13 protein-coding genes are annotated in these 18,471 nt (G+C 48.4%); 3 read left to right on the top strand and 10 right to left on the bottom strand.

Annotated features, from left to right (window positions below; genetic code table 11):
- Positions 1–41: 41 nt before the first annotated feature.
- The 4 genes from FCL48_RS08175 to FCL48_RS08190 all read right to left on the bottom strand — a co-directional run bounded on the left by FCL48_RS08175 (position 42) and on the right by FCL48_RS08190 (position 6,007).
- A complete protein-coding gene (locus tag FCL48_RS08175; protein WP_136871776.1) occupies positions 42–1,742 on the bottom strand; it encodes a nickel-dependent hydrogenase large subunit in 1,701 nt (566 codons plus the stop codon).
- 110 nt (positions 1,743–1,852) lie between these two features.
- Positions 1,853–2,932 (bottom strand): hydrogenase small subunit, encoded by a 1,080-nt coding sequence (locus FCL48_RS08180; protein ID WP_136871777.1) that lies wholly within the window; start codon positions 2,930–2,932, stop codon positions 1,853–1,855.
- Positions 2,933–3,623: 691 nt separating this feature from the next.
- Positions 3,624–5,009, bottom strand: coding sequence for a polya polymerase (locus FCL48_RS08185; protein WP_136871778.1), 1,386 nt, complete (start codon positions 5,007–5,009; stop codon positions 3,624–3,626).
- Between the two features lie 11 nt (positions 5,010–5,020).
- Entirely contained in the window at positions 5,021–6,007 is a 987-nt protein-coding gene (locus FCL48_RS08190; RefSeq protein WP_136871779.1) for a nitronate monooxygenase family protein, read from the bottom strand.
- A 264-nt stretch (positions 6,008–6,271) separates the two neighbouring features.
- Between FCL48_RS08190 and hisS the strand changes: the two genes are divergently transcribed.
- The 3 genes from hisS to FCL48_RS08205 all read left to right on the top strand — a co-directional run bounded on the left by hisS (position 6,272) and on the right by FCL48_RS08205 (position 10,313).
- Complete coding sequence (hisS, locus tag FCL48_RS08195; RefSeq protein ID WP_136871780.1) at positions 6,272–7,522, top strand: histidine--tRNA ligase; 1,251 nt, start codon at positions 6,272–6,274, stop codon at positions 7,520–7,522.
- A gap of 132 nt (positions 7,523–7,654) precedes the next feature.
- Positions 7,655–9,439, top strand: coding sequence for an aspartate--tRNA ligase (aspS, locus tag FCL48_RS08200; protein WP_136871781.1), 1,785 nt, complete (start codon positions 7,655–7,657; stop codon positions 9,437–9,439).
- A 100-nt stretch (positions 9,440–9,539) separates the two neighbouring features.
- The gene (locus tag FCL48_RS08205; protein WP_136871782.1) at positions 9,540–10,313 is read left to right on the top strand and encodes a TSUP family transporter; all 774 of its coding nucleotides are present in this window, start codon (positions 9,540–9,542) and stop codon (positions 10,311–10,313) included.
- Positions 10,314–10,594: 281 nt separating this feature from the next.
- Here the strand turns inward: FCL48_RS08205 and FCL48_RS08210 are convergent, their stop codons facing one another.
- The 6 genes from FCL48_RS08210 to FCL48_RS08235 form a co-directional block, all read right to left on the bottom strand.
- Positions 10,595–13,018, bottom strand: a complete 2,424-nt coding sequence (locus FCL48_RS08210; RefSeq protein WP_136871783.1) for a M12 family metallo-peptidase — start codon at positions 13,016–13,018, stop codon at positions 10,595–10,597.
- A gap of 291 nt (positions 13,019–13,309) precedes the next feature.
- A complete protein-coding gene (locus tag FCL48_RS08215) occupies positions 13,310–14,194 on the bottom strand; it encodes a DMT family transporter (protein WP_136871784.1) in 885 nt (294 codons plus the stop codon).
- A gap of 24 nt (positions 14,195–14,218) precedes the next feature.
- Entirely contained in the window at positions 14,219–15,334 is a 1,116-nt protein-coding gene (locus tag FCL48_RS08220; RefSeq protein ID WP_136871785.1) for an AI-2E family transporter, read from the bottom strand.
- Positions 15,335–15,376: 42 nt separating this feature from the next.
- Positions 15,377–16,231 (bottom strand): lactate utilization protein, encoded by an 855-nt coding sequence (locus tag FCL48_RS08225; RefSeq protein ID WP_136871786.1) that lies wholly within the window; start codon positions 16,229–16,231, stop codon positions 15,377–15,379.
- Positions 16,221–17,699 carry a LutB/LldF family L-lactate oxidation iron-sulfur protein gene (locus FCL48_RS08230; protein WP_136871787.1) on the bottom strand — a complete coding sequence of 493 codons (1,479 nt, stop codon included), beginning with the start codon at positions 17,697–17,699 and terminating at the stop codon, positions 16,221–16,223. Before FCL48_RS08230 ends, FCL48_RS08225 begins: the two co-directional genes overlap by 11 nt.
- Positions 17,696–18,439, bottom strand: a complete 744-nt coding sequence (locus FCL48_RS08235; RefSeq protein WP_136871788.1) for a (Fe-S)-binding protein — start codon at positions 18,437–18,439, stop codon at positions 17,696–17,698. Before FCL48_RS08235 ends, FCL48_RS08230 begins: the two co-directional genes overlap by 4 nt.
- Between the last annotated feature and the right edge of the window lie 32 nt (positions 18,440–18,471).

Below are 18,471 nucleotides of genomic sequence, written 5' to 3' on the forward strand. Positions count from 1 at the left end.
ATGAACCGGAAAGAAAAGTTGTTGTTATTGTAAACAGGTTATTACATCGCCTTTACTTTAACGACTTCCTTACCTTCAGGGTCGAGCATATGGACGGCACAGGCAATACATGGGTCAAAAGAGTGAACAGTACGCAACACCTCAAGAGGTCTTTCCACGTCAGCGACGGGATTGCCCATAAGGGACGCTTCGTACGGTCCGAGTTGTCCTTCTGCATCTCGTGGGCCGGCATTCCAGGTTGACGGAACAACACACTGGTAATTTTTGATCTTGCCGTCCTGAATAACAATCCAGTGAGACAGGAGACCACGAGGTGCCTCGTGAACACCAACACCGCGCTGTTCTCCCTTGGGAAATACAGGTGGGTTAAAGATCTCGTAGTCACCGGTGGCAATGTTGTTGACCAGAAGATCCCAATGCTTGAGAGCGAGATCCGCCATCATACCTGCACGAACTGCACGGGCCGCATGGCGACCAATGGTACCGTGGAGGATTTCAGGACCGACCTTGACACCCGCAACAGCGCTTATGCGACCAAGGAAATCATCAACGCTTTTAACGGTCAATGCATGGCCCTGGGCATAACCAACGACCATCTGAGCCAGAGGACCAACCTGCATTGGCTTGCCCTGGAAGCGAGGCGCCTTCAACCAGGTGTAGCGTCCCTCATCTTCAAAGTCGGTGTATTTTGGATCAGTTGTAGACTCCCAAGGGTGCTTGGACCAGTCACCGTCGTACCAGGCCCTGGCGATGGACTCTTCAACATTTTCTTTAAAGTATGGATCAGCATGAACATTGATGTTCTTAATGGTACTGAGATCACCGTTCATGACCGTTCCACCTGGGAGGTCTGCCTTGGTTGCAGCTGCATCGAGGAACATGTCGGGAGCGGCAAGATAGTTGGTAACGCCTGCACCGTAAGGAATCCACTCTGCATAGAGTGCACCAACGGCCACAACATCTGTCATGTAAACCATCTTGACGAAATCCCGAACCTCTTCAATGAGCTGCTTGACCCAGTAGAGACGTTCCATGGTCACTGCGGTCTCATTTTCAGGATTCAGGTTGGTGGTCACACCACCGACGGAGAGATTCTGGACATGAGGATTTTTGCCGCCGATGATTCCAAGAGCCTGGGTGGCCTTACGCTGGTAATCAAGTGCTTCAAGGTAATGAGAAACCGCCATGAGATTTGCCTCAGGTGGTAGTTTCATGGCTGAGTGTCCCCAGTATGCATTGGTAAATGGACCGAGCTGACCGCTTGCAACCAGGGTCTTTACCTTGTCTTTTACCGCTGCAAAACGTTTTGGGCTGTTACCGGGCCAGTCCGAAAGACTGTCTGCAAGTTTAGCTGTAGCCACGGGGTCGGCATCGAGTGCTGAAACAACGTCTACCCAGTCAAGAGCGGACAGGGTGTAGAAATGAACAATGTGATCCTGAAGACAATGAATTGCTTGTACCATGTTACGTACAAGCTGCGCGTTCAAGGGAATCTGCAGGCCAAGGGCATTTTCAACCGCACGGACAGACGCAAGAGCGTGGACTGTGGTGCAAACACCGCAGATACGCTGGACAAAAAGCCACGCATCACGAGGGTCCCGTCCTTTGAGTATATTCTCAAGGCCTCGATACATCTGTCCTGAAGACCATGCCTTGGTGATGAGACCACCATCTACTTCAACATCTACTCTTAAGTGACCCTCGATCCTGGTAATTGGATCAATGGTAATTCTTTGAGCCATTTGTGAAACCTCCATATAAATTTAGACTACTGATCGCAGGGAAAATGCGTGTTTCTGCGCTCAGTAAAACATTGCAAATGATAAAGTAACCCCTCAAAAAATATAGGAGATTAAGCTTCTTCGTCCTTTTTCTTACCCTTGATCAGACTTTTGCCAATGCCAACTGCGGCATGGATACCAATTCCTGCAGCGGTTGCAGCCAGGATGGTCTTGCCTACCTTGTCAGCTTTTTTGACGATTCCTGTGGCAGGGATTTTCACCATTGGCAGTCTTTCATAAAATGGAGTCATGGTGTCCCAGAAATTAGGTTCTGTACAGCCGATACATCCATGGCCGACGCTTACGGGCCAGACGTCAACATCGTTGAAGCGAACGACCGGACAGTTTGAGAAAGTTTCTGGACCCTTGCAGCCAACCTTATAGAGGCAGTAGCCGAGTTTATGGAATTCGTCACCGTATTGCTCGACAAATCGACCTTCGTCAAAGTGAGCGCGTCTTTCGCAATGGTCATGGATGCGGCGGCCATAAGCAAAGAGGGGGCGGTTGAGACTATCAAGAGCAGGGAGTCTTTTGAAGGTCAGGTAGTGAAGGATGGTTCCAAGAAAAGAAATGGGGTTAGGTGGACAGCCCGGGATGTTAATGATCGGCTTGTCGCTGACGAGATCCATGACACCGACAGCACCGGTTGGGTTTGGAGCTGCGGCCTGGACGCCACCAAAAGTTGCACAGGTACCGATTGCTATGATGGCAGATGCCTTAGGGGCGACCTCGGCCAGGATGTCCATTGCGGTTTTACCTGCAATTTTACAGTAAATACCATTGTCTTTTGTCGGTATTGCGCCTTCTACAACGAGGATGAATGGATGATTGTCCACTGTGTCATGCAGGTTTTGTTCTGCCTGGTGGCCGGCTGCAGCCATAACTGTTTCATGGTAATCAAGTGAGATTATATCCAGAATGAGACGACCGATATCCGGATGGGATGAGCGCAATAGGCTTTCCGTGCATCCAGTGCATTCCTGAAAATGAAGCCAGATAACCCGTGGCCGTTCTGCGGTCGCAGCTGCTTCAACCAGTTTGGGGATCATTGCATCGGACAGTCCCAAAGCGGCTGCAGCAATTGTGCATCCCTTGAGGAATCCGCGCCGATCAAGCTGCGGGTCCAGATTAGTTTTTACTGTGTCTGCCATATCAACCTCCTATTGCTGTGTGACAACAATTGTGCGCCAATGCGCGATTTCTTTCGACATGCTTCTCGTCGAATAAGGAAAATAAAAATACCCATAAAACAATAAAGCCGGTTGGCTTTGAAAGTAGATTCAATGGTTTTGATAAGATACCATTCGGAGAGTCTTTGGAGACACAGGACCGCACTTTCCAAGGATTTGTTACTTGCCTGCTTACGCAAGTAAAAAAAATAAAAAACCCAACGATGTAATGGGGAGCTGATGTTCGAGAAAAAGTGGATTGGTATGATGGCTCTACCTTGAAGCGCTGGGGGAATTTACCTTTGACAAATGAAACAGGGCAAGAAAAACAACCCTTAGATTGAGCGAATAGCCATGAGTGGATCATTTCAACCATTGTGCAAAGGGTGCGTTAGCACATATTAGCAAAGTGCAGTGTTGCTTGTGCGAAATTTCAGTATCACATATGTAAAGTTACAAGAAAAGTACCACTATGCAGGCTCTATAGCAAGATTATTTTAATCATTTAACGAATCTACAGTAGCCCCAGGTAGGGTGTTGCGAGAATTTGCACAATCGGCATATTTAACAGAAATCTGGGAGGAAAAGGTGGTTGTGCGAAAAACCGCACAACGATGTGGCGAATTAACGTGCGCCCGGGAAAAAGCAGTGATTGAAGTGGAAGCAGGCGAGTTTAACGTTTGAGGCCGAAAATACCGCCTTTCTTATTTTTCACCAGAGCTGGTTTGTGGCGAGGTTCTTCAGTAGTCTCACCTGGGCTCGTGGTCCTGGTGGCGACGTGTTCTATGGAGTCTTTTGGAGCACCTTGTGACAGGTTTTCAAGGTCAAGTTCTGTGTTGGTCAGAGCGGCCTGGTAGCAGTGGTAAAAAAGCCTGGCACGCTTAAAGTAACTCTTTTTTTTAAGCCAGTTCGGCCAGTTGCCGTGCTGGTTGTTGTGGATAAGGAGAGCCAGGTTGATCAGGTAATTGACAACTTCCTGTCTTAGCGATTTACGGAGGTTAAGGTGAATACCGATTCCCTGATCGATGTCCTGGCGGATCTGTTTCGCGTACTGGAACAAGGCCCCCCCTTTTCGAGGAGTCGTGTAGAGTTGATATCTCGATTCGACGAAAGGCGTGAGCAACAGGGCTATAAGGAAGAAGTCCTTTTGTCTGTGAATGTTATTGGTTTTGCTCAGAGAGTTAAGATTGTCAATGGCGGAAAAGAGTTTGCCTAAAAGTTCTCTTTGTTGCCGTGCATTCTCGGAGCGAGCAGTTAATATTTTTCCGTAGAAGGGAAAGAGGGTGAGAAAAAGACCGGAATCAAAGGCGAGCGGGAACCAGGCACCTGATGCCTCACTGTAGAGATCTTTGAGGAGTTCATCCCGCAACCGCGATGGAGGACAGAGCCTGAGTTTGTCGGCGTTGGTGCAGATTGCCTTCCAGCTCTGTTCTTCAATGGAAAATCCATTACGGGCGGCGTGGCGGATTGCACGCATCATCCGAACAGGGTCTCGGGTGAGTCGTTTGTCGGGGTCGCCAACGATCCGGATGATAGAATTGGCGAGGTCCTGACTGCCATTGACGTAGTCAATGATGGTACAATTTTTAATTTCGTAAAAGAGCGAATTTATGGTTAAATCACGTCTTCTCGCATCTTCGTGGAGCGTACCGAAGGTGTTGTTGGGAGCAAGTACTGCCTCAGGCCCATCCAGGTCATACTCAGACAGAGACCTGAGAGTGCTGACCTCAATCGTTTTTCCGCCCTTGAAAAAAACCTGAACAAGGCGAAACCTTCTGCCGATGGTGTTGCTGTTTGGAAAAAGTTTTCGCAGCTGGCCAGGGTGGGCATCGGTGCTGATGTCAAAATCCTTGGGCTCTTTGCCAAGGTACAGGTCGCGTACCCCCCCGCCAACGAGGTAGCCGGCAAAGCCAGCATCTTGAAGTTTTCTCAAAACATAGAGGGCATCTTTATCAATCATGCTGTTGCAGATTGGATGCTTATGGGGAGGGATAACAATAACAGCGCAGGAGTTGTCGGTCGTGTCCGGCGCTGTGTCAATTTCTTTGGCTTGATTCATGTGGGGAGTGATCAGGCGATCGGATTGAAGCCTTTGCCTTCGCGATATACGGATTCCGCCTGCTCTTTGAAACGTCGAAAGATTTCTGCTACCGACAGGATCTTGTCCATTTTGAAGGTGTTTTCGCCGGAAAAAATTAAGCCGTCTTTGGTGTTGCCGTTTTTAGCCATCATCAGCCGTTCATTTATGCAGTAATGGTGGTCGCATTTTTTGAGACAGAGATGCGGGCATTTTTTGGTACTGACATCTTCGCCGGCATTCATGCCTTTTACAAAGGGGTTGTTGATGGCCCGTCCAGGCATTCCTACGGGGGAGGAGGTGAGGACGATATCTTCTTGTTTGGCATCGAGAAAGGCCTGTTTGTACTCGTCAGATACGTCACACTCCTTGCTCAGCACAAATCTTGAAGCTATCTGAACCCCGTCTGCACCATACTTGTCCATCATTTCGGCCATCTCAAAGCCGTTGGTGATACCACCGGCTGCGATCAGGGGGATTTTTTTGATGGCGTCCCGGATAGCCGGAAAAATTTCCCGAAGAGGCTTGTCCGTTCCAAGGTGGCCGCCGGCCTCTTTAGCTTCAACTATAACTGCTGCTGCTCCAAGCTTTTCTGCCATTTTGGCAAGGGCTGGAGAGCTTACTATCATGACGATGGGGGTGTTGTGTTCTTTACCGATCTTGAAAATGTCCCGGGAAAAGCCCGCGCCGGTAACTATCATGTCAACACCTGCATCAATGGATGTCATTACCAGATTGTAGAAATCCTTCATGGCATACATAATGTTTACGGCAATAATTCCATCGGTTCCAGCTTTTGCTTTTTTTATGTCTTCGTGAAGCTCCTCAGGGGGGAGTCCGGAGCCGCCAATTATTCCTATTCCACCACAATTGGCCACTGGAATCGCCAAAGCAGAAGTCGAAACACGTATAGACATTCCACCCTGAAGAAGTGGAAAGGTTGCTTTGAGATTCGCAATGTTTAGTGAAGGTAACTTCATAGAGGTGCTGCTCCTTTTTAAAAATAATATTAGAGTTGAGATAATGCATCTCTTGCTCGCTTTTGTCAAGAAAAGTATAAATCGTTCAAGATCGCGTAAAACAAGGCATTCCAGGACGGAACCTGCTGATGTGGCGTGATAATTTTACGATTACAGGTGTTGGGTCTGGCCTGTTGCTTGACAAAAGTATAAAATTACGGTTAAATTCGCAGTTTTTGATTAAATATAGTCTCTATCCTATTATCATTACATTGGAGAATGGTTTTGAAGATCAAGGCCCTGAAAGGCTTTAAAGACATTATACCCGGAGAGGTCGAGCTGTGGCAGTATCTTGAGTCCACTGCGCGAGGAGTTTTTGAACGATTTGATTTCAACGAGATTCGTTTGCCGATTCTTGAAGAAACTCAGCTTTTTGCAAGGTCTATTGGCGAAGCCACAGATATCGTTGAAAAAGAGATGTACACCTTTGTCGACAAACAGGTCACCATGCGACCTGAAGCGACGGCATCACTTTTGCGGGCGTATATCGAGCATGGTCTGTATGTGCAAAAACCTGTGCAGCGCCTTTTCACTATCGGTCCGATGTTTCGCCATGAGCGCCCACAAAAAGGGCGTCTGCGGCAATTCCATCAACTGGATGTGGAAGTACTCGGTTCTGAAAGTCCCAGGGTTGATTCAGAACTCATCTCCATGGGGGCCATGCTCTTTGATGAGCTGGGGATAAAGGTCAGCCTGGAAATTAATTCACTTGGCTGCCCTGCCTGTCGCCCCGGTTATCGAGAAATACTTGTTGCCTATATAGCTGAGCGTTTTGACGCGCTCTGCAGTGACTGCAAGCGCCGGAGCAAAACCAATCCACTGAGAGTGCTCGACTGCAAGGTCCCTACCTGCAGAGAGCAGATTAAGGATGCCCCTTCAATTCTCGAGCATCTCTGCGGGGATTGCAGTGACCACTTTGGCAAAGTGCAGGATGGATTGATACAGCTTGGTGTTGACTATAAACTCAATAAATTCATGGTTCGTGGTCTCGATTATTACTGCAAAACCACATTTGAGTTTATTACTGCAGATCTTGGTTCCCAGGCTGCGGTGGCTGCAGGCGGCAGATATGATGGACTGATCGAGACCCTTGGGGGGCCAAAAGACAGCCCTGGCATCGGCTTTGCCATGGGTATGGAAAGGCTGGTGCTCTTGCTGCAACTCCAGAACAGGGAGGTCACGATTGCTCAAACCGATCTTTTTATTGCCGGGCTTGGTGATGAAGGTGTCCGGGTTGGTTACGGACTGGCCCATGGCCTGCGGAAAAAAGGGCTCTCTGTTGCCATGGACCACGAAGGACGAAGCCTGAAAGCACTCATGAAACAGGCCAATAAGGCTGCTGCCCGTTATACCCTGATTATCGGTGATTCTGAGATAGCGTCGGGTAAAGGGGTGCTGAGAGATATGCATGACCGCGAGGCAGAGCAGCAGGATGTTGACTTATCTGCGGAAGCTATTCTTTCAGCGATGGGGTAATAAGTGCGATACAAGCGATTATTACGCGTTTTATTTACATAGATTTAGTTATTTACTTTTTTTCTAATCTTACCGGGTGGCGTCAAATCCGTCTCTTAAGCTAGAAAGCAAAATTCAACATACGCAAACATCATGGAATCAATGGGAAATTTGGTCCGGACTCATTTTTGTAATGATCTCGGAGTAGAAAATATAGGTGAACAGGTAACGCTGATGGGCTGGGTCCTTCGCAGGCGTGATCATGGTGGTGTCATTTTTATCGATCTTCGTGATCGTGATGGTATCACCCAGGTGGTGTTCAACCCTGAAATCAACCCGGAGGTTCATCAGAAGGCACATCAGATTCGCAGTGAATGGGTTCTTGCCGTGAGTGGCAAAGTAGAGGCCAGGCCCGGTGATATGGCAAACCCCAAACTGGCAACGGGTGCCATTGAGGTGTTGATTGATGATCTGCGGATCCTCAACTCCAGCGAAACCCCGCCTTTCCCCCTTGATGAGGATACGGAAGTCTCCGACAACCTGAGGTTGCAATACCGTTATCTGGATCTACGCCGGCCGGAGATGGCGGCAAATCTGGTCATGCGTCACAAGGCAGTGATGACTGTGCGTAACTATCTCAACGATGCGGGATTCCTCGATATTGAGACTCCGATGCTGACACGATCAACTCCTGAAGGTGCCCGAGATTATCTGGTTCCTAGCCGGGTGAACAGTGGTAAATTTTACGCCCTTCCCCAATCTCCCCAGTTGTTCAAGCAGCTGCTCATGATTGCGGGAATGGATAAGTACTATCAGATCGTTAAATGTTTTCGTGATGAGGATCTGCGGGCCGACCGTCAGCCTGAGTTTACTCAGATCGATATGGAGCTCAGTTTTGTTGGTGAGGAGCAGATCATGGCCTTGAACGAAGGCATGATTACAACCCTTTTTAAAGAGACTCTGGGGGTTGATCTTGCACCACCCTTTCCCCGTATCACCTTTGATGAATCGATGAGTCGCTTTGGTACCGACCGCCCTGATATCCGTTTTGGCATGGAGCTTGTCGATCTTACCGCAATTGCAGCTAACTGTGGCTTCAAGGTCTTTCGCTCCATCGCCGATCAGGGAGGATCTGTTCGCGCCATTAACGCCAAAGGGTGTGCGACCTTTACCCGTAAAGAACTCGATGGCCTGACTGACTGGGTCACCCAGTTTGGTGCAAAAGGTCTTGCCTGGGTCAAGATGAAGGCTGATGGTGAGTGGCAGTCACCCATCGCAAAATTCTTTACCGACGAAGAGCGAGCTGCAATTGCCAAAGAAGTGGATGCTGTTGAGGGTGATCTGCTCTTTTTTGGTGCTGATAGTAACAAGGTCGTTTTTCAGGTTCTCTCCGAGCTGCGGGTTGAGCTGGCCAAACGTCTTGACCTGTTGAAAAAAGATGATTTCCGTTTTACCTGGGTCACCGACTTCCCTCTTATGGAATACGATGAGAAGGAAAAGCGCTATCAGGCCCTGCATCATCCCTTTACTGCGCCAAAAGAAGAAGACATCGAAAAACTCGATACTGATCCCGCAAAGGTCTATTCCCGTGCCTATGATCTGGTCCTCAACGGTACTGAAATAGGTGGCGGTTCCATTCGTATTCACCAGAAGAGTCTTCAGGCAAAGGTTCTGAGCGTTCTTGGAATCGGCGAAGAAGAGGCCAATGAAAAGTTTGGCTTTCTCCTGCGCGCTCTGGAACTGGGGGCACCTCCCCATGGAGGCCTGGCCTTTGGTCTTGATCGTCTCCTGATGATTATCACCGGCAGTGATTCTATCCGTAACGTTATCGCCTTTCCAAAAACCCAGAAGGCAACCTGTCCATTGACCGATGCTCCGGCATCTGTTGCCCGCAAGCAGCTGACAGAGCTGCATATTCGTCCGGACTGGAAAGAATAAAGCTTTGATGTAACCGTAAGTTTTTGTACAGACTCCCCGCATATCCTTATGGTGTGCGGGGAGTTTTTCGTTTACAGGTGGCAAACACCGAGGCACGACTATGGATTTAGTGAACGTATCACCCGAGATCCTCGTATTTTTGTTCATGGCAGCTTTTTTGGCAGGCTTTCTGGACACACTGGCCGGCGGCGGAGGCTTGATTGTTCTTCCTGCCCTTATTATCAGCGGCATTCCTCCACTTTTGGCCCTTGGTACCAACAAACTACAGGGTACAATGGGTACGGCTACCGCCTCTGTTATGATGCTCAGAAGCAGAAAAGTCAGGTGGGATGAGATCCGCTATCCGATGTTTCTTGCTTTTTTAGGATCGGCGGCGGGAACTATCGCCGTGCAGTTTATAAATACTGAACTGCTGGTTTTTGTCATTCCCCTGGTATTGGTATGTATCGCCGCCTATTTTATCCTCTCTCCCCTTATACAGAGCCAGCAGAGTGGGGCTCGCATCTCTTCTCAGAACTACAGACGCTTTATCGTGCCTGTTATAGGTTGGTATGATGGCATGTTCGGGCCCGGAACCGGATCTTTTTTTGCGGTTGCCGGTGTTTCACTGCGAGGGATGAATCTTATCGATGCAACCGCTAACGCGAAAACCCTCAATTTTGCCACAAATTTTGCCTCTCTTCTGATTTTTCTCATTGCAGGAAAGGTGGTCTGGCTTGCCGGTCTCATCATGATGGTCGGTCAGTTTGCAGGGGCCTGGGGTGGGTCGAAATGTTTACTCAGCATTCATCCAAATTATCTACGAATTCTGGTTGTTACGATGTGTCTTGCGATGCTTGGTAAATACGCTTTGACCATAGGCTGGATTGGCTGATGAAGGATCATACAAAAAAGTAAGGTAGGGTATTGGTAAGGGCGGAATTGATGGCAGGATAGTACATCAGTTGAACAGGAGTGAAGAACAATGTCTTTGTAGCGGTGTATGGCTTTTATGAATGAGCTGGGTAACGGGACGAGGGGCATGGCAGGTCGATAATGAAGTTTACAGCTCCATATCAGCTTTGATGTGCTCATCCCCCGAGGCTGGAAAAGGTGAGATGCCTCAGCATGGTTATAGAGAAAAGCCCCATGCAGCAATGCTCCAGTCCCTGCCCGTCAGGGATTTGCAAGTTTTTTTAAACTATAAATCGCCTCGGGTAACCCGATGAGACCATCACCATTCACATCGCCACTTTTACTTGCATCAGCGTCGTTTCCTGTCAGCAGTTGCAGGGTGAGAACGGTGTCTTTAAGCGTAACCTCACTGTCTCCATCAATGTCTCCAACCACTGATGCTACAAGACCGGTGAGACTGATGTCGTCTAGTGACATGCCAGCGTAAGCATAATTGCCACCATCATTGAAGTATGTCCAGCGTAAATATACCGCTTCAGCGTTGTCTGCATGTTCTGATAGGTCGAAAGAAAATGGCGTCCAGCTGTTAAAATAGAAGGGACCGTTTTTTGAATACATCTCCTGCCAGGCGCCGTCTGCCCCATTTTTGTATTCGACTCTTGCTGTATAATTCGAGTAGATGGCATACCAGCTGCTGAAGTTGAGATGGACTTTTGTATAAGCGCTACAGTCAATTGGACCCATGGTCAAGGTAGAGGTCGTAAAAGCCACATAATCTAAATCAGTGTCATAAAGGTTTGCGCCAGTATTGGGAGCGCTTGGGCCTCCATAGAGCTCTGTTTTATCTGTCCACGGTCCAAATTCCCAAACTCCGGTTTTCACCACATTACCAGGCTCTGTGTCAAGAGAATCAGTGAAGAACGCTGTATGTACTTCAAACGGCTGATCGCTTTCATCAAACTGGCTTGGGTCGGCCATACTTGTGACCCGGATAGTGAAATATTCACCTGAGAAATCTGTTGGTATATCCCATGAATACTGCCGATCATTGAGGGTGTCGCTGGCAATTGATGAGTGAAACACACCCTGTTGATAGAGATCAATTTTTACATTGCCTGTGATACTGTTTGAGTTCCAGGTGATGTCGTAGGAGTTACCCGCTGTAAAGACGAGTGACTGGTTGGGGTATTCAACTAAAATTTTGTTTCCATCCAGATCTCTGGCTCTGTAGTCAGCATAGACATTTTTCAGCAGGCGGAGAACTCTCGCATTATTGGCAAGGACAGTATCGCCGGCTTTGAGCCCGCTATGGGTTATGTCGGGATCAGAGAAGAGGCCGACCTTGACATGATCCAGGCCGTCTGCGTAGTAAACTCCATCGTTATAAGCCATGATTGAAGAGTATCCTGTTTCGCCGGCTTGGGGGTGCCAGTGGTAGCCTGCGGCATCTGTTCCGATTGGAGGGCCGGTCGGGCCGGGTGAAGAAATCTGGTCAGCGGCATGTGCCAAGCCCATATTGTGGCCGATTTCGTGGCAGGGCGTGTAGCCATCAAAGACGTTTTCATCTACGACACTAAAGGCATAGGCAGGGGATCCAGAGAGGCTTGTCAGTATCCAGGCAATCCCGCCGCCACTGCTGGACGAGCCATTTCCGACGATCAGTGAAACGAAATCAGCGCCATAGTTATCCCTGATAGTATGAACCTCATCCATGATGGAATCATTGGTTCGAGTTATGAAATCAAGAAAATCTCCCTTGTCGTGGCTTGCGCTTTGTGTGTAGTCTAAAATTTCAGAATGGACCAAGTTGAGGGTAATGCCAGTAGTGGTATTGCCATGTGTATCATTTGCCATTGCTATTCCCAAGGCAATCACATTCTGCATGTTTGCAAGACTGCCAACCTCACTGAAAGCCTGGGCTGTATATACGACAAGTATGTCGACCACAACGCCCGCAATGGATTCGTCTACAGCAAGCGCCTGTACTGATCCGACTTCTGTCTCAGAGGTTTCTTCGGATTGCATCTTCGTACCATTGCTCTGAGGTGTTGCCTGGCGTGGGGCGTAGCGATGTGGCCCGATATCATCAGGCTCTTCTGTTGCAGGGTCAAGTTCAAGAGCATAGTACTGATAATCCTGGGGATTAAAGTTGATGGCATACATCCTGTTCTGTTCAGGGATGATTATTTTGGCTCGGACCTCATTGTTTGATTGAGCAACAAAAACGCGGCCATATTCTGAGCCATTAATCCGGGCTGTTGTTGTGACTGTCCCGTTCACGTTTTGTATTGATGCGCTGACTGTTGCTGCAACCTGCACATCATCAAAAAGTTGAAATGAGATCTCTTGACCTTCTACTAAGGTATTTTGAGATAAAAGAGCAGATGGCAATATGAAGGGGGTGCTGCGTATTGCATTGTTTTTTAAGCCGAGCCATGGCTCTGCCGGGGCAGGGAGTGGTTTTTGGGAGACGGCTACGGGGGATGTGGTTTTTGGCAAAGGAGGAACTGCAATCGGTCGAACCCGCTGAGGAGTCGTTTGGGCTAGAGTGCCTGGTAGCTGAGAGCTGGAAGCTGAGGGGGCAGTCGTCTGCTCATCGTTCTCAAGACTTTTTGAGCGAATTACTAGAATGGAGACGAGTGCGACAATTGTAACGGTAACTGCAATAAGATTTCTTGGTGTCATTGGTTTGCTGGAGGTTATTCTGTAAAACTAAGGAGCTGTCTTTCATCTTTGCTCGATGCATTTTGAGTGTGGGTAAGATTATCGCATACCCTCGGCCTGATTGTCAAAGAGATGAAAGATGAGTTGAGCAGATCATCGGACTGACACTAACATGTAAGCAGTCGGGAAGAGGCGAGTCTGTCTCGTCGATTCTTGAATCATTTGCAAATGTCTTATGAATCTATAAACATACAAGAACAACGGGCAAAGTAGATGCAGACACCCCTCGCACGAAGAAATCCAAGCCCACCCTTAAGGTTTTTCTTTTTTGACCATAAAAGTCGTCATTACAATCCCGCTAAAAATAAGGACAATGGCCTGGATGTGATTTGTGGTAAGGGTTTCACCAAGGAAAAGCACAGCGAGTATGGTGCTGAATACCGGCATGAGATGGATAAACGGTCCAGCAATATTGGCTCCAAGCATAGTAACGGCCCGGTTCCAGAAAATAAAAGCAAGAACGGAGGCAAAAAGGGCGACGTAGCCGATGGTGATCAAGGTGTTGGTAGAGAGTATCATCGTTCTGCCCATGGACATCTCCAGCAGGTAAAAAGGCGTGATGAGTGATAGACCCACAATGACAATAGCTGTCTGATAGGCAAAAGGGTGGAGGCCTTTTGGGTATTTTTTCAGGTTGGCAGAGTAGAGGGCCCAGAGAACTGCGGCGATAAAAACGAGAATATCTCCCTTGTTAAACTGCAGGTGAAGAAGCGTTGCCAGCTTTCCCTGGGAGATGATGAGGAGCACGCCGCTAAGGGACATACAGACCCCAAGGGATTGTCTGAGACTGAGTCCGTCCTTGTACATTATCCATGAAATAACGACAATGATAACAGGGATACAGGAGTTTACAAGAACGGCATTGATGGCTGTGGTGGTCTGGATAGCGATGTAGATAAGACTGTTGAAGCCGGCCACTCCAACTATACCCTGCATGATGATAAACTTCTTATGCTCCAGGACCAGCTGACGTTGGCAGTAGAGATGGCGGAGGCCAAAGGAGCAGAGAATAACCAGAGCAATGGCCCAACGCCAGAAAGACAGGGACATGGGCGGGATAGCCGCGTGCATGCCCCGGCTGAGGACAAAATTTCCTGACCAGAAGAGGGTTGTCAGTATCAGAAGGATATAGGGCATGTGTCGTTCTTCGTTGTTGATAAATTAAAGGAGGGAAGGGGGAGACTGGTCAGATTCATTGGGCTCGTTTTTTGGACGGATAGAACGGACCTTTGGCAGATAGTCCTTAAAGGTATCGCCGTAGATCTCCCAGATGGTGATGAAAAGAGCAGCCACAATCGGGCCTATGACGATACCAAGCAGACCGAACATGGACAGGCCACCCAAGGTTCCAAACAGTACGAAGAGGTCGTGCATCTCTGTATCTTTGCCAACCAGTCGAGGACGAACAAGATTGTCCAGGTTTCCTGCCACTACACCGCAGAATATGGCCAGAATGATAACCCCTGAAAAATTACCCATGAGAGCGAGGATACAGAGTGCCGGGAACCAGATTATTGCAGTTCCAAAGGCAGGGACGATGGACATAACCGCCATGACTGACCCCCAGAAAACCGGGCCCTTAATACCCGCTATGGCAAAGGCCGCTCCGCAGATTGATCCCTGTAAGACTCCTATGATCAATGTTCCTTTCAGGGTTGCCCTGGTGACGGAGGTGAACCTGTTGAGCAGTCGTATCTCGTTGTGGTCGTCGAGAGGAAGAAAGTAGAGGATTTTTTCAAGAAGAACGTCCCCCATGGTCAGGAAATAGAACATTACGTAAAGCATTATTATTGATGAGAAAATTGCATCAATAGTCAGCTTTGTAAATCCGGAAAGCGAGTTTATTAAAAATGAAGATAAGGTGCCTACCAATTCTCCGGCTTTCTGGATGATGATGTCACGATAGGGCAGGATTTCCTGATAGTAGGGCACTTTTTCAAGATAGGTACTGATAATTGTAGGTTCGTTGATAAAGGTCTGAACCCAGGGGGTAACAGACTGACCAATGGAAATTGCCTGGCTGATAACAACCGTCAAAAGAACGGACAGTGGTGTGAGAACCAGAATAATGATGGCAAACACTGTCAGAATTGAGGCAATGGTTTCTTTGCCTCCCAGTGCGTTGCTCAGCCTTGTATGCAGTGGTGTGACGATTGCTGAAAACAGTCCAGCCATAAAAATTGCCATCAAAAATTGATGGATCATGGATAAAAACACACCGGAAATGAGAACAACCAGGGTGATCAATGTTATTCTGCTGAGGTTTTCGTTTTTCATGGGACTGGTTTTGCCTGAAGGTGTTTTCTCAAACCCGTTCGATTATGATTTTTCAGCAGTTTCTTCTGCTTGATCGTCTAGAGTGCACGCTTGCTCTGGTGGAGTTTCACTCTCTGTCTTTTCCTCGCTCGGGGATTCGGATTCTACTTGAATTGCTTGCGGTTCAAGCTGTTGAGGCTCTTCTTTGAGTAAGATGATATGGACCTCTTTGGGGCCGTGGGCACCATGGACTAAATGGGCTTCAATGTCTGCCGTCTTGGATGGCCCGGAGATGAAGACGTAGCTGTCCTCTGGCTTAAGATCTTCTAAAAGGCAACAGGCTTCCTTCAAATCGGCAACCAGAGTTTCACTTCTGATGAGAGCAATATGAATCGACGGAACCAGTGAAGTTGATCTGGGGCAGCCTGCTGATGTGATCTGCACGAGGGTGCCGGATTCGGCGATACTGATAGACGGTACTGTGATCCCGATGTAGGAGGCGATAGTTTTCTCCGTTGTTTCATGGTCACCAGAAAACGTTGTATGTACTGTCACAGATTCTCGGTTAAATCTTTTCCAGAGCTGCATCGCTGCAATATCGGGATGATCATGCAGGACAATATGTCTGTTGTAGGAAAATTCAGGCTGTCTGGATCGCACTATTTCAACGGTAATATCTTCAGCTTCTTTCAGCGAGCCGGCAATATGCAGTTTGGTCCCGAGATTCGTGCAGTTCTCGCTGAAAATATTGATAAGATCCTGTTTTTCCTGATATGTTCGCCGTTCGATACGCCGACGGGTTGCACTTTTATCCGGTTTTTCAAACAGTGTGGGCACTGTGAGTTTAGTCCGCTCCTGACCTTGGGGGAGGTTAAGGGCCTTTCGAATATTATCTAAAAAAGGGAGATCATTTCTCATTGTTTGTCTCCTCCTTTATTGCAGGAGTCTGTTGCTGGCGCTTGGCATATTTTTCATCCCATATTTCAGAAAAGGTTCGTTGAGCGATGGGCGGCAGATCGCGGTCATCCGTCCAGCCGGAGGCAAGACCGGCCATCTTTTTTATCATATTATTTTTACCAATGAACGGTTTCTGTAAAAGGCGTGCGGTCTTAATCATGCGTCGATAAGCAGAGCTGTGGGAAATAGCTTTCTGCCAGGCGGCATACACATAGGCCTCTTTGACGTTATGCTGGCGTACGTTCCACCGGTTATCACCATAAGCGAGTTTGTATCTGAGGGCGCTGAGCATTCGTGGCAGGTCATTTTTTACCGGACAGACGTCCAGGCAGGCGCCGCAGAGTGTTTCGCCCTTGCATAGATCGGCATGTTTGTTAACACCATCAAGCAGAGGGGTGATGACCGCTCCGATCGGTCCGGGATAGGTTGAGTTATAGGCATGACCGCCGATTTTACCGTAGACCGGGCAGATGTTAAGACAGGCGCCGCAACGAATGCAGGCAAGGGATTCACGAAACTCCAGGTCAGCCAGAATCTTAGAGCGGCCATTGTCTATAATAACCAGGTGAAACTCTTCGGGGCCATCGGGGTCACCTTCTTTTTTTGGGCCTCCGTTAAAACTTACATAGGTGGAGAGCTTTTGCAGTGCAGCGCCACGGGTGAGGAGCTGCAGGGTTTCCCGCTGTTCATCTGTGGTTGCTGTGACTCTTTCCATACCCATCAATGCCAGATGAATGCGTGGCATTGTGGTTGACATGCGGATATTGCCCTCATTGGAAACCAGAGCGATCTGCCCTGTTTCGGCACAGGCAAGGTTGCATCCCGTAATGCCCATGTCAGCTGAGAGTAGTTTTTCCCGAAGGGCCTTGCGGGCAGCCATGGTGAGTTCCGGTGGATCCGTTGTGGGCTCGATCCCAAGTTTATCCGTAAAGAGCTTGCCAATATCATGACGGTCCATGTGGATACAGGGCGCAATGATATGGGAAGGTGTGTCTCCTGCAAGCTGGATGATATATTCTCCAAGATCGGTTTCAACAACTTCAATGCCCGCTTTTTCAAGGGCCGGGTCAATGTCGATCTCCATGGAGGTCATTGACTTTCCTTTGACCACGCTTTTGACCTGGTTCTTTTGGGCGACTTCGAGGGTGTATGCGACCGCTTCTTCGGCGGTCCGGGCAAAAAACACCTTTCCTCCGCGTTTGCGTACCTTTTGTGCAAGTTCCATCAGAATAATATCAAGGTGGGCCAGAGTTCGCATCCGTGACTCCTTAACCCTGTCTCTCATCCCCTGGTCTTCCAGTTCTTTCCAGAGTTGCATGGCCCCTTTGCCAAAACGATCTTGAATATTGTCCAGGCTTTTTTGCAGGGTGGGAGAGGCTATGGCTTTTTTCGCACCTTCAATATAGGCGGATTCTATTTTTTTACTCATGACTGGCCTCCGGCTGTACTGGCGAGGAGTTCTGCGATATGCATCACTTTTACATTTTCTTCTCTGCGGGAGAGGCGCCCCTGGATATTCATCAGACAGCTGATGTCGCAACCCGTCACAACTTCGGCACCGGACGCGAGGATGTTTTCAATTTTTTCATCAACCATGGCTGTAGAAATGTCTGGGTAGTTGATTGCAAAAGTACCGCCAAAGCCGCAGCAGGTATCGCTGTCTTTCATCTCTATAAACTCCAGGCCTTTAATATGACGAAGCAGGGTGCGAGGTTGAGAATTGATCTGCAAACCACGGCTGAGATGACACGAGTCGTGGTAGGTGACCTTGCCTGGAAATTCGGCACCAATATTTGAGAGGTTCAGCTCATCAACCAGATACTGTGTGAATTCGAAAGTTTTAGAGCCAACAGTCTTTGCTCGTGCCAGCATCTCAGGATCATCTGCAAAAAGTTCCGGATAATGATGGCGGACCATGTGAACGCAGGAGCCGGACGGGCAGACAATGACGGCCTCGTTTTCAAATATTTCTATGAAGCGTCTGGCCGCAACAGTTGCATCTTTACGATAGCCACTGTTAAAGGCGGGCTGTCCACAGCAAGTCTGCTGGGTGGGATAATCAAAGTCGATCTGTAATCTTTGAAAAATCGAGACCATAGCTTCTGCTGCCTGCGGAAACATTGAGTCGACTAAACATTGCACAAAAAGGGAAACTTTCTTTCCTGCCATTGGGGCTCCTTGTTCTCTCGGTCTATATTGAA

It is taken from the genome of Desulforhopalus sp. IMCC35007 (assembly GCF_005116575.1).
Taxonomy (GTDB): Bacteria; Desulfobacterota; Desulfobulbia; order Desulfobulbales; family Desulfocapsaceae; genus Desulforhopalus_A.

What these genes read in the sequence shown, in the direction of transcription:
- FCL48_RS08210 (WP_136871783.1), bottom strand. Translation starts at nt 13,018, where the DNA reads ATGACACCAAGAAATCTTATTGCAGTTACCGTTACAATTGTCGCACTC.
- FCL48_RS08230 (WP_136871787.1), bottom strand. Translation starts at nt 17,699, where the DNA reads ATGAGTAAAAAAATAGAATCCGCCTATATTGAAGGTGCGAAAAAAGCC.
- FCL48_RS08225 (WP_136871786.1), bottom strand. Translation starts at nt 16,231, where the DNA reads ATGAGAAATGATCTCCCTTTTTTAGATAATATTCGAAAGGCCCTTAAC.
- FCL48_RS08185 (WP_136871778.1), bottom strand. Translation starts at nt 5,009, where the DNA reads ATGAATCAAGCCAAAGAAATTGACACAGCGCCGGACACGACCGACAAC.
- aspS (WP_136871781.1), top strand. Translation starts at nt 7,655, where the DNA reads ATGGAATCAATGGGAAATTTGGTCCGGACTCATTTTTGTAATGATCTC.
- FCL48_RS08190 (WP_136871779.1), bottom strand. Translation starts at nt 6,007, where the DNA reads ATGAAGTTACCTTCACTAAACATTGCGAATCTCAAAGCAACCTTTCCA.
- FCL48_RS08180 (WP_136871777.1), bottom strand. Translation starts at nt 2,932, where the DNA reads ATGGCAGACACAGTAAAAACTAATCTGGACCCGCAGCTTGATCGGCGC.
- FCL48_RS08215 (WP_136871784.1), bottom strand. Translation starts at nt 14,194, where the DNA reads ATGCCCTATATCCTTCTGATACTGACAACCCTCTTCTGGTCAGGAAAT.
- FCL48_RS08175 (WP_136871776.1), bottom strand. Translation starts at nt 1,742, where the DNA reads ATGGCTCAAAGAATTACCATTGATCCAATTACCAGGATCGAGGGTCAC.
- FCL48_RS08205 (WP_136871782.1), top strand. Translation starts at nt 9,540, where the DNA reads ATGGATTTAGTGAACGTATCACCCGAGATCCTCGTATTTTTGTTCATG.
- FCL48_RS08235 (WP_136871788.1), bottom strand. Translation starts at nt 18,439, where the DNA reads ATGGCAGGAAAGAAAGTTTCCCTTTTTGTGCAATGTTTAGTCGACTCA.
- FCL48_RS08220 (WP_136871785.1), bottom strand. Translation starts at nt 15,334, where the DNA reads ATGAAAAACGAAAACCTCAGCAGAATAACATTGATCACCCTGGTTGTT.